At 70.2% G+C, this 11,562-nt stretch carries 10 protein-coding genes; 5 read left to right on the plus strand and 5 right to left on the minus strand.

Annotated elements, in window-relative coordinates:
- Positions 1–107 precede the first annotated feature (107 nt).
- Positions 108–239 (plus strand): hypothetical protein, encoded by a 132-nt coding sequence (locus tag ACIRL2_RS29315; protein WP_395864569.1) that lies wholly within the window; start codon positions 108–110, stop codon positions 237–239.
- A 69-nt stretch (positions 240–308) separates the two neighbouring features.
- Here the strand turns inward: ACIRL2_RS29315 and ACIRL2_RS29320 are convergent, their stop codons facing one another.
- The gene (locus tag ACIRL2_RS29320) at positions 309–1,292 is read right to left on the minus strand and encodes a helix-turn-helix transcriptional regulator (protein WP_402235938.1); all 984 of its coding nucleotides are present in this window, start codon (positions 1,290–1,292) and stop codon (positions 309–311) included.
- Positions 1,293–1,480: 188 nt separating this feature from the next.
- Here ACIRL2_RS29320 and ACIRL2_RS29325 point away from each other — a divergent pair, with 188 nt between their 5' ends.
- Both ACIRL2_RS29325 and ACIRL2_RS29330 read left to right on the plus strand, forming a co-directional pair.
- Positions 1,481–2,308, plus strand: coding sequence for an NAD(P)H-dependent oxidoreductase (locus ACIRL2_RS29325; protein WP_402235941.1), 828 nt, complete (start codon positions 1,481–1,483; stop codon positions 2,306–2,308).
- A gap of 269 nt (positions 2,309–2,577) precedes the next feature.
- Entirely contained in the window at positions 2,578–3,753 is a 1,176-nt protein-coding gene (locus ACIRL2_RS29330; RefSeq protein ID WP_402235944.1) for a macrolide family glycosyltransferase, read from the plus strand.
- Positions 3,754–3,773: 20 nt separating this feature from the next.
- Here ACIRL2_RS29330 and ACIRL2_RS29335 read toward each other — a convergent pair whose 3' ends face one another.
- On the minus strand, positions 3,774–4,202 hold the full coding sequence (locus ACIRL2_RS29335) for an SRPBCC family protein (protein ID WP_395864561.1): 429 nt from the start codon (positions 4,200–4,202) through the stop codon (positions 3,774–3,776).
- Between the two features lie 274 nt (positions 4,203–4,476).
- Here ACIRL2_RS29335 and ACIRL2_RS29340 point away from each other — a divergent pair, with 274 nt between their 5' ends.
- On the plus strand, positions 4,477–5,301 hold the full coding sequence (locus ACIRL2_RS29340; protein WP_402235947.1) for a helix-turn-helix domain-containing protein: 825 nt from the start codon (positions 4,477–4,479) through the stop codon (positions 5,299–5,301).
- A gap of 240 nt (positions 5,302–5,541) precedes the next feature.
- Here the strand turns inward: ACIRL2_RS29340 and ACIRL2_RS29345 are convergent, their stop codons facing one another.
- A complete protein-coding gene (locus ACIRL2_RS29345; protein WP_402235950.1) occupies positions 5,542–6,402 on the minus strand; it encodes an SDR family oxidoreductase in 861 nt (286 codons plus the stop codon).
- A 176-nt stretch (positions 6,403–6,578) separates the two neighbouring features.
- On the opposite strand from ACIRL2_RS29345, the gene ACIRL2_RS29350 reads away from it, so the two are divergent.
- Entirely contained in the window at positions 6,579–6,980 is a 402-nt protein-coding gene (locus tag ACIRL2_RS29350) for a winged helix-turn-helix transcriptional regulator (protein ID WP_395864555.1), read from the plus strand.
- A 156-nt stretch (positions 6,981–7,136) separates the two neighbouring features.
- On the opposite strand, the gene dnaE is transcribed toward ACIRL2_RS29350, so the two are convergent.
- Both dnaE and ACIRL2_RS29360 read right to left on the minus strand, forming a co-directional pair.
- Complete coding sequence (gene dnaE / locus ACIRL2_RS29355; RefSeq protein WP_402235954.1) at positions 7,137–10,685, minus strand: DNA polymerase III subunit alpha; 3,549 nt, start codon at positions 10,683–10,685, stop codon at positions 7,137–7,139.
- A 209-nt stretch (positions 10,686–10,894) separates the two neighbouring features.
- The gene (locus ACIRL2_RS29360) at positions 10,895–11,224 is read right to left on the minus strand and encodes a DUF2277 domain-containing protein (protein ID WP_395864551.1); all 330 of its coding nucleotides are present in this window, start codon (positions 11,222–11,224) and stop codon (positions 10,895–10,897) included.
- Positions 11,225–11,562: the final 338 nt, after the last annotated feature.

Consider the following 11,562-nt stretch of genomic DNA (forward strand, 5'->3'; position numbering starts at 1 on the left):
TACGACCGATGGCAATGGACCGGTACGGGAAGTCGAGATCGCGGCGATCAAGCGGGTGATCGCAACGCTCGAACACGCACATCCGCCCCGACGTCGCGGCGGTCAAGGTGCACGCCCAGTACCTGACGCTCGACGGTCGGCCCACCGGGAACCCGGGCACGCCGCTCTATGTCATGGCGAAGGAGGCGGGACGCCGGCTCTTGGTCGCCTGCCAGAACACGGAGATCCTCGACGTGTGAGCCGAGACGGACCGGCGGTGCGGGTGGCGGTGCGGATGGGCGGGCGTACGGTCGGCCGGTTCGTGTGCTTCACCCGATCGAAGGGCTGAGCGCCTCCGTCGCGGGTGTCGCGTCTTCGGCCGACGCCGAGGCTGTCGCCGATGCCGATGCCGTGATGGTGGCCAGTTCGGCGAGGGCCCGGGCGTCCGGGCTGTGTTCGGGGGCGCAGAAGATGTGGATTTCCAGGCCGGTCTCGCCGGACGGGACGGGTACCCGCAACGTCTCGTAGTCCAGGTGCATCAGGCCGACCCGCGGGTGTCGCACCTGTTTGCGGCCCGCCGAGCACATCAGCACCTTGCCGGTCGCCCAGATCCGCCGGAAGTCGGCGCTGTGCGCGGACAGTTCGGTGATCAGCTCGGCCAGTTCCGGATCGCCCGGGTAGAGCCCGGCGGCGACTCGGAGCTGGCCCACCGCGTCGCCCGCCCGCTCCTCCCACTCGGGGAAGACGACTCGGGAGCCGGGGTCGAGGAAGAAGTACCGGGCGTTGTTCGGATCCCGGCGGCCCGGGTCGGCCAGGCCGCCGACCAGCTCGGCGCCCAGGTCGTTCCAGGCCACCACGTCCAGGCGATGGTTCGTCACGAAGGCCGGCAACCGGGTCATCGAGTCCAGCACCTGTTGCAGCAGCGGGCTGACCCGGGTCGCGGGCGCCGGATCGCGCTTGGCGGCGGTCAGCGTGGTGAGGTGCCGGCGCTCGGCGGCGTCGAGGCCGAGCGCCCTGGCGAGCGCGTCCAGCACCTCGGGGGAGGGCTGGGTGGCCCGGCCCTGTTCGAGCCGGACGTAGTAGTCCACGCTGATCCCGGCGAGCTGGGCCAGCTCCTCGCGACGCAGCCCGCGTACCCGCCGTCGGCCGCCGCCGACGAGTCCGACGTTCTCCGGGGCGATCCGCTCGCGGCGAGCGCGCAGGAAGCCGCCGAGCGCGCGCCGGGTGTCGCCGACGCCGTCGACGGCCCCTGAGGTGCGGTTCTCCATGTCGTCGGTGCGTTCGGTGCGTTCGGTGCGGTTCACGCCGTTCATATGGTCCAGTATGCGTGGCCCTCGCGGCGCCCGGGCGGTGCGTGCGTGGCCCGGCGCACCGGCGCCGCGTCTCGTCCCGTCTGCCGTGCCCTGCCGTCCCGTTCCTGGTCTTCGGAGTACCAGGAACGCCATTCCGCCGGTTGAACCGGGTACTGGCTGCCCCGGCGCGTCCGGGAGAGCGTTGCGTCATGACCGAAACCACGTCGCAGTCGCACCAGCACCAGCAGCAGTCCGGCCGGACCGAGGAGCCGAAGAAGATCCTCGTCGTCAGCGCCCACCCGGAACCCCGGTCGCTCAACGCCGCCTTGGCCGCCTTCGCGGTCGACGAACTGCGCGCCGCGGGCCACGAGGTGCGGGTGTCGGACCTCTACGCGATGAAGTGGAAGGCGAGTGTGGACACCGACGACTTCCCGAGCCGGGACCCGGAACAACGGTTCGCGGTGATGGCCGACTCGGAGCAGGCCACGCTGGCCGGGCGCCTGGCGGCGGACATCGCCGTCGAGCAGGAGAAGGTGCGCTGGTCGGACGCGGTGATCCTGCAGTTCCCGATGTGGTGGTTCTCGGTGCCCGCGATCATGAAGGGCTGGATCGACCGGGTGTTCACCGCCGGATTCGGCTACGGTCCGGCGGTCCCGCCGCCGTACAGCGAAGGCGCGCTGGCCGGGCGGCGTGCGCTGGTGTCGGTGACGGCCGGTGCCCGGGAGTCGGCGTTCTCCGACCGGGGTATCCACGGGCGGTTGGCGGATCTGCTGTACCCGATGCAGCACGGCCTGTTCTGGTTCGCCGGCATGACGCCGCTGGAACCGTTCGCGGTGTTCGGCGCGCACGACGTGTCGGAGGAGCGGTTCGAGGCGGCGAAGCTGGAGTTCGGGCGACGCCTCGAAGGGCTCTTCACCGACGAGCCGGTCGCGTTCCGGTCGCTGGTCGGTGGCGACTACGACCACGACATGCGGCTGCTGCCGGGTGTCGAGGTGCCGGGGACGACCGGGACGGATCTGCACGTCCGGCCCGCGTGACCCGGACGGCCGCCCACGCGGTTACCCGGGTCGACCTCGGCCTGCATGCGACTCCACGCGGCAGGATGAGTGTGATCCGGAAAGTCGGTTGGTCGGTGCCGAGTGCTCGGGATATCGTCGAGGGATGTACTTCCTTCAGTTCTACGGCTGACACCGGCGAGGGCCGTGCCCTCGATCGGCCCGCACCGGGTGGCGCCCGCATCGTGCGCCGACGCCCGGGTGGTCGGGCTGCCGTGTCCACCCGCCGTAGATCCGAAACGAGAACTCCCATGTCACGTCGCCGTGCGCACATCGCGATGATCGGCATCCCCGCCGTCAGCCATGTCCTGCCCAGCCTCGAAGTCATCCGCGAACTGGCCGATCGCGGCCACCGCGTCAGTTACGCCAACGACCCCGCCGTCGCCGAACTGATCGCGCCGACCGGCGCCGAGTTCGTGCCGTACCGCTCCACGCTGCCGGTCGCCGACAACGACTGGCCGGCCGATGCGATCGCCGCGATGGGTGTGTTCCTGGACGACGCGATCCAGGCGCTGCCGCAACTGCGCGCGGCGTACGACCACGACCCGGCGGACCTCTACCTCTACGACATCGGCGCGTACGCCGCCCGCGCGCTGGCCGAGCGTCAGGACCGGCCGATCGTGCAACTGTCGCCGACGTACGTGGCCTGGCGCGGGTACGAGGACGAAGTGCTGCCCGGAATGAAGCAGTTGCCGGGCGCGGACGCGTATTGGGCGCGCTTCGCCGCCTGGCTGGCGGAAGCCGGTGCGACCACCACGGACGTGGACACGTTCGGTGGACGGCCGCGCCGGGTGGTGGCCACCGTCGCGCGCGCGATGCAGCCGAACGCGGAACTCGTGGACCCGGACGTGGTCGACTTCGTCGGCCCGTGCCTGGGCCGCCGTGAGGATCAGGGGGAATGGACCCGCCCGGTCGGCGCGGAGCGGGTGCTGCTGATCTCGCTGGGCTCGGCCTTCACCCGACAGCCGGAGTTCTACCGGCGGTGCCTCGCCGCCTTCGGCGACCTGCCGGGGTGGCACGTGGTGCTCCAGATCGGCCGGCACACCGACCCGGCGGACCTCGGCGTACTCCCGGCCAACGTGGAACTGCACTCCTGGGTGCCGCAGTTGGCCATTCTGCGGCAGGCCGACGCGTTCGTCACGCACGCGGGGATGGGCGGCAGCGGCGAAGGGCTGATCACCGGTGTGCCGATGATCGCCGTACCGCAGGGCGTCGACCAGTTCGGCAACGCGGATCGGCTGGTCGAGCTGGGCGTGGCCCGCCGCCTGGACACCGAGGACGCCACGCCGGAAGCCCTGCGCGGCGCGCTCCTCGCGCTGACCTCGGACCCGGAGGTGGCCGCGCGCTCCGCCGGACTGCGGGCCGATGCCCTCGCGGAGGGCGGTACCCGTCGCGCGGCCGACCTGATCGAGGCCGAACTGGGCTGAATCGGGGCGGCCGGCCGGGCTCAACCCGCCCGGCCGGCCGCCTTGGCCAGGTCCTCCATGGTGAGCTTGATCAGGTCCGCGCCGTACGCCATCGCCTGCCGCATCGGCTCCACGACACCGTCGGGAAGTACGTCGCGGGTCCAACTGAAGACGCAGCGGCCCTCGGCCGTCGGCCGCACCCGCATGGTCGCCCGGTCGTGGGTGGGCGTGACACTGCCGCCGGTCACCGCATAGGTGAAGCTGCGCTCCTCGGCATCGAGCTCGATCAGGCGCTCGCGGGCGGTCATGCCGTTGGCGAAGGTGACGAACCGTGTGCCCGGCTCCTCCAGCCGGCTGTCCACGACGAACCCGGGAGCCATCCGCACCGGCCCCGTCTCGAACTCGCCGATGATCGCCCAGACGTCATCGGCGTCGGCTTCGACGATGCGCTCTTCTTGGATGCGCGTCACGGCAATCCTCCGGTCCGAATCGAAACATCAAAGGCGCGATACACGCCCACACCGAGCCTGCCGCCCACGCGCCCCCGGGTCTTGAACATCCTTGCGCGGACCACGCGGGGTGGCCGGGGGCGATGTGCGGCGGGGCGAGCACGGGCGTGGAGTTCGGGTGAAGGCGGGTCGCGGGTGGAGCGGGCGCCGGCCCGAGCGGGGTGGCGGTGGCGTGCCGTGCGGCCGACGCGGGGGTGCTGTCGGGGGGCGGGCGTAGCGTGGAGGTGTGTTGTCCGTGGTGGATGTTGTCGATCGGCCCGCGTTTGTGGTGAGTGCGGTGCGGTGCCGGAGTGACCATCGGGACTGGACATCGCCCGAGGAGCGTGACGACCACCGGATCGTGCTGGTGCGCAGTGGCCGATTTCGGCGTTGGGTCGACGGTGTCGACGTCGACCTGGATCCGACCGTCGGCTATGTCGGCGTCCCGAAGCAGGAGGAGCGTTTCGCGCACCCCGCCGGTGGCGACGTGTGTACGTCCGTGCGGGTCGCGCCGGAACTGTGGGCGGACGCGGCGGGCGAGCCGGGTCGCGGTCCCGCGTGCTCGGCGCTGTACGTCGACGCGGCGCTCGACCTCGCGCACCGGCGGTGTCTGTCGGCCGCCGAGGACGGCGATGTCGACTACGCGCTGGCCGAACAGGTGCTGACCCTGATTCGGTGCGCGGTCGACCGGATGGCGGCGCGACCGCGTCCGGTCGAGTCGGCGCCCGACGACCGGCGGCTGGTTGCGGCGGCGCGCGAGGCGATCACGACCGGCGACGCCGCCTCCGGCGCGTTGCTCTCGCTGGCCCAGTCGATCGGGGTGTCACCGTTCCGGCTGAGTCGGGTGTTCTCCCGGGAGATGGGTGTTTCGATCACCCGATACCGGAACCGGGTTCGGCTCGGTTCGGTGCTGGATCGGTTGGAGGCCGGTGAGGTCGGCTTGGCCGTACTCGCCGTCGACCTCGGTTTCGCCGACCAGGCGCACCTTTCCCGGACCGTGCGGAAGGAACTCGGGTACACCCCCACCGCGCTCCGGCGATTGCTCGCCCCGGCGGCGCCGGGGGAGGCGCTCACCCGGTGAAGCGGCGGTGTCGCCGGCGGGCACCGATTCGTATGCGCTCGGGGTGTCCCCGCAGTCGGTCGGGCGGGACCGGACGCGGGTGCCGAGGGCGGGTACCCGGCGCGGTTTCCATCCGGTGGAGCACGTGGGGAGGCGATCCGCGCCGCCCGAAGCGCCGAGAGCGCCCGAAGCGCCCCGGGCGTCGGCTTGCCGCCGTGCTCGGGGCGCTTGCTGTCGGGAGGCGTCGGAACGGGTGCGCGGTCAGCCCTTGAGCGCGAGCGCGACCGTGTCCGCGAGCGGCGTGGTCGGGCGACCCAGCAGGCCGGACAGGTCGCCGGTGACGCCGGCGAGCGCGCCGTCGGAGATCTGGACGTCGGCGTCCACGATCAGCTCGACGAGGAACGGCGGGAGGCCGACGCCGTTGAGTATCTCGGTGTACTGCTCGGCCGGCAGGTTCGCGTACGCGATCTCCTTGCCGCTCTGCTTCGCCGCCTCGGCGGCCAGCTCGGCCAGGCTCCAGTTGTGGTCGCCGGTGAGTTCGTACACCTTCCCGGCCTGGTCGTCGCTGCGCAGCACGACGGCCGCGGCCTCGGCGAAGTCGGCGCGCGAGGCGGACGCGATCCGGCCCTCGCCTGCGGAGCCGGCGACCGCGCCGCGCTCGACGGCGCCGGCCAGCGAGCCGGTGTAGTTCTCGGTGTACCAGCCGTTGCGCAGCAGCACGGCGGGCAGGCCGGTGGCCGCGATCCGCGCCTCGGTGTCGCGGTGCACCCGGGACAGGCCCAGCGGGCTCTCGCTCGCGGCGTAGATGGAGGTGTAGATCAACTGTCCGACCCGCGCCTCGGCGGCGGCGGCGACCACGGCGGTGTGCTGGGCGATCCGGTCCGCCTCTGGACCGTTGCTGGACACGAACAGCAGCTTGTCCGCGCCGGTGAAGGCCGGCACGAGGGTCTCCGGCCGTTCGTAGTCGGCCTCGCGCACCTCGACCCCGCGGGTGGCGAGGTCGGCGGCCTTGGCCGGCGTACGTACCGCGGCGACGATCTCCGAGGCGGGGGTGCCGCGCTCCAGCAGGGCGTCGATGACGAGGCGGCCGAACTGCCCGGTGGCTCCGGTGACGACGATCATGGCGAGCTTCCTCTCTTCCGCGCCGAACCCGTCGTCCGGCCGCTGTCCAAACGATTGCACTAACTTTTCGAAAGCGCAAGCGTCAGGAAAGTGCAGCACTTTCGAAAGTGCTGACTCGGAGGTAGCCTCAAAGCATGCAGACGCAGCCGCAGACGCACACGACGAAGGGGGCAGCGATGGAAACCGAGACCGAGACCGGGCCGGACCCGACCCCGGAGTTCGAGTTCGACGTGTTCGCGAAGGCGTGTGTCTCGCGTGCGGCCATGGAGCACATCACCGGCCGCTGGGGCGTGCTGGTCCTGGGCGGGCTGTACGACGGCCCGATGCGCTTCAACGCGCTGCGCCGCAGGGTCGACGGGGTCAGCGAGAAGATGCTGGCGCAGACCTTGCAGGCGCTGGAGCGGGACGGCTTCGTGCTCCGAGAGGTGCACAGCGCGATCCCGCCCCGGGTGGAGTACACGCTCACCGAACTGGGCGCCGCGACGGCGGCCAAGCTGCTCGACCTGATCAAGCACCTGGAGGGCCACATGGCGCAGGTGCTGATCGCGCGCGAGGAGTACGACCGCACGCACACCTGAGCACCCCGCGCCCGGTCGCCGGTCGCCGGTCGCGGAGACGATCGAGGGATCCGCGGACAGAGCCGAGGGTCGGCGGAGACGGCCGAGGGGTCGGGAGCACGAGGGTTACGCTCGTGCTCCCGACCCCTCGGTCGGTCCGGTCCGTTCGGGACCGGCTCAGATGCTCCAGACCCCCGCGCCCAGCATCGACTTGATCTCGCCGGCGAGGCCGCCCTCGGGGTTGACCCGGAAGTCCAGGTTGTAGCGGGTGCGCATGCGCGCGCTCTCCAGGATCAGGTGCACCGGGTTGTCCCCGGGGTGTGAGGAGAGCACCCGCTTGATGTCCTTCACCAGCTTCTCGTTGACCTTGGTGGTGGGCAGCCGCAGGCACACCGGGGCCTTGCCGCCGTGTTCGGCCGAGCCGATGTCGAGCGGGACCAGTTCGGAGCCGAACACGCTCAGCGCGCCGTCGCGTTCGTTGAGCCGGCCCTTGATACTGACCGCGACGTCCTCCTCCAGCGCGTGCGCGACCAGCGTGTACGACTGCGGGAAGAACAACACCTCGATCTCGCCGTCGTGGTCGGCGAGGTTGATCATCGCCCACGGCGAACCGCTCTTGTTGACCTTGCGTTGGATGCCGGTGATCAGGCCCGCCAACTGCACCTGGCCCTCGGTCCGGCCCGAGTTCTTCAGCTCGGTGATCGAGGTGTCGCGGTGTCGGGACAGGATGTGCTCGGCGCCGTCGAGCGGATGCGCGGAGACGTACAGGCCGAGCATCTCGCGCTCGGTGGCCAGTTTGAGCTTGCGCGGCCACTCCTGGTCGGTGAGCGTGAAGTCGAGCCCGACGGCCGGTTCCGCGGTGGCCTCGTCGCCGCCGCCGAACAGGTCGTACTGACCCGCCGCCTCCTGCTTCTTCAGGCCCACCACCGCGTCCAGGGCCTGTTCGTGGACGTCCACCAGGGCCCGGCGGGTGTGCCCGAGGGCGTCGAACGACCCGGCCTTGACCAGTGATTCCACCGCGCGCTTGTTGCACGCGGGCAGGCCGATCTTGGTCAGGAAGTCGGCGAACGAGTTGAACTTCCCCTTGCTCGTACGCGCTTCGACGATGTCGTTGATCACGTTGTCGCCCACGTTGCGGATCGCCCGCAGGCCGAATCGCACGTCGGAGCCGACGGCGGTGAAGTCGGCCACGGACTCGTTGACGTCCGGCGAGAGCACCCGGATGCCGGCCGACCTGGCGTCGGCCAGGTACATGCCCATCTTGTCCTTTTCATCGCCCACCGAGGTGAGCAGCGCGGCCATGTACTCGGCGGGGAAGTTCGCCTTGAGATAGGCCGTTTGGTACGACACCAGGCCGTACGCGGCCGAGTGCGACTTGTTGAACGCGTAGCCGGCGAACGGGACCAGTACGTCCCACACCGCCTGGATCGCCTCGTCGCCGTAGCCGCGTTCGCGACAACCCGCCTGGAACGGGATGAACTCCTTCTCCAGGACTTCCTTCTTCTTCTTGCCCATCGCCCGGCGCAGCAGGTCGGCCTGGCCGAGGCTGTAGCCGGCCAACACCTGCGCGGCACGCTGCACCTGCTCCTGATACACGATCAGACCGTAGGTGGGGCCCAGCACTTCGTTGAGCGGCTTCTCCAACTCCGGGTGAATGGGCGTGATCTCCTGCTGCCCGTTCTTGCGGAGTGCGTAGTTGATGTGCGAGTTCATGCCCATCGGACCGGGCCGGTACAGCGCGGAGACCGCGGAGATGTCCTCGAACTCGGTGGGCTTCATCAGCTTGAGCAGCGCGCGCATGGGGCCGCCATCGAGCTGGAACACGCCCAACGTGTCGCCCCGGGACAGCAGTTCGAACGTGGTCGGGTCGTCGAGCGGGATCTTCTCGATGTCGACGTCGACACCCCGGTTGGCCTTGATGATCTTGATGGCGTGATCGATGATGCCCAGGTTCCGCAGACCCAGGAAGTCCATCTTGACCAGACCCATCGCCTCACACGACGGGTAGTCGAAGCCGGTGATGATCACGCCGTCCTTGTCCCGCCGGTGCAGCGGGATCAGGTCGATCAGCGGCGTCGAGGACAGGATGACCGCGGCGGCGTGCACACCGGTGCCGCGGGTCAGGCCCTCGATGCCGCGCGCGGTGTCGATCACCATCTTCACTTCGGGGTCGGACTCGTACAGCGCGCGGATCTCGCCGGCCTCGGTGTAGCGCGCGTGGTCCTTGTCGAACATGCCCGCCAGCGGCATCGACTTGCCCATGATGTCCGGCGGGTACGCCTTGGTGATGCGGTCGCCGGTGGCGAACGGGAAGCCCAGGATCCGGCTGGAGTCCTTGATCGCGGCCTTGGCCTTGATCGTGCCGAAGGTGTTGACCTGTGCGGTGTAGGCGGAGCCGTACTTCTCGGTGACGTAGCGCACCATCTGGTCGCGCTGGCGGTCGTCGAAGTCGATGTCGACGTCCGGCGGGTTGATGCGCTCGGGGTTGAGGAAGCGCTCGAACAGCAGGTCGTAGTCGAGCGGATTCAGGCCGGTGATGCCGGTGAGGTAGGCGACCATCGATCCGGCCGCCGAGCCGCGGCCGGGGCCGACGGGGATGCCGTTGTCCCGGGCGTACTGGCAGATGTCGGCGACCACGAGGAAGTAGGAGTCGAAGCCCATGGGCGTGATCACGCCCATCTCCAACTCGATCCGGTCCAGCACCTCCTGGCTCGGGTTGTCGCCGAACCGGTGCTTGAGGCCCGCGGCGATCTTCTTGCGCAGGTACGTCGCCTGCGTCTCGCCCTCCGGGACGTCGAACTGCGGCATCCGGTTGACCTCGGCGAACACCTCGTCGTAGGGCAGGATGCGCTCGGCGATCGCGAGGGTGTTGTCGCAGGACTCGGGCACCTCGGCGAACAGCCGGCGCATCTCGTCGGAGGTCTTGATGTAGTAGCCGGTGCCGGCGAACTTGAACCGGTTCGGGTCGGCCTTGTTCTTGCCCACGCCCACACACAGCAGCGAGTCGTGCGCGTCGGCCTGGTCCTCGGTGACGTAGTGCGAGTCGTTGGTGGCCAGGAGCGGGATGCTCAGTTCCTTGGCGATCCGCAGCAGGTCCTGACGCACGGTGCGCTCGATGTCGAGGCCGTGGTCCATCAGTTCCAGGAAGTAGTTCTCCTTGCCGAAGATGTCCTGGTACGCCGAGGCCGCCTTGATCGCCTCGTCGTACTGGCCCAGGCGCAGCCGGGTCTGCACCTCGCCGGACGGGCAGCCGGTGGTGGCGATGATGCCCTCGTGGTGCTGCGCGATCAGCTCGCGGTCCATCCGGGGCTTCATGTAGTAGCCCTCGATGGACGCCAGGCTGGAGAGCCGGAACAGGTTGCGCAGGCCCTGGGCGTTCTCCGCCCACATCGTCATGTGGGTGTACCGGCCGCCACCGGAGACGTCCTTGCCGCCCTCGCCGTCCTCGCTCGGGGCGCGCTTGCCGCCGGGTGCCCAGAACTCGGGGCGGCGGGCGTGCCGGGTGCTGGGGGCGACGTACGCCTCGATGCCGATGATCGGCTTGACGCCGTGCTTCTTGGACGTGCCCTGGAACTCGTAGGCGCCGAACATGTTGCCGTGGTCGCTCATGGCCACCGCCGGCATGCCCTGGCGGGCCACCTCGGCGAACAGCTTGTCGTTCTTCGCCGCTCCGTCCAGCATCGAGTACTCGGTGTGGACATGCAGGTGAACGAACGAGTCAGACACGGTGTGTGAGGCTCCTCGAAGGGGGCGGCGGGGACCATCCACCATAACGCGGCGGAGGCCGGCAACCGGGTGTCCGAGGCGGGTGTCCACGCCTGTCGGCGAAGGCTTTTCCGAGTCGTTTCCGACCCGTATCCGAGTGGCCCCGGAGTGGCCCGCGAAGTGGTCTGTGCGGTGGTTCGGCGGGGTTTGGTGGGGGTTCGCGAAGGGGGTCAGCGGGCGTCGGCGGGCTCCTCGGCGGGAGCGTGGGGGTGCGGGTGGGTGTGCGCTCGGGCGGCTTCGGCGGCGGCGTGTGCGGCGGCTTCGCGGCGGCGTAGCGGGGGGAGGGTGGGCGGTGGTTGGCGGCGCTCGGGGAGCTCGGCGAGCAGCACCTTCGTGGCCTCGGCGATCGCGGCGACGGCGCGCTCGACGGCCTCCTCGGTGCGGGTCGACGTGGTCTGCACGCCACCTACTTTGCGGACGTATTGACGGGCGGCGGCTTCGATCTCCACGTCGGTGGCGGCGGGGTCGAGTCCGCGGAGCGTCGTGATGTTTCGGCACATACCTTTCAGGCTAGGCGGGGTGGCTGACACGCACGCGGCGCACGCGGCGCACGCGGCGCTGCCGTTGCCGGTGGGCGTGGGTTGTGGGGCAGGCGGCCTGCCTTGTCCTCAAGCGCCGGACGGGCTGGGTTGGGTTGCGGCCTGCTTGTCCTCAGGCGCCGGGCGGGCTGGGGTGACTGCCTGTCGTCGTGGGCTTGCCAGCCTGTGGCTTGCTTTGTCCTCAAGCGCCGGACGGGCTGGGGTGGGTTGCGGCCTGCTTGTCCTCAGGCGCCGGGCGGGCTGGGGTGACTGCCTGTCGTCGTGGGCTTGCGGGCCTGCGGCTTGCTTTGTCCTCAAGC

It is taken from the genome of Embleya sp. NPDC127516 (genome assembly GCF_044765325.1).
Classification (GTDB): domain Bacteria; phylum Actinomycetota; class Actinomycetes; order Streptomycetales; family Streptomycetaceae; genus Embleya.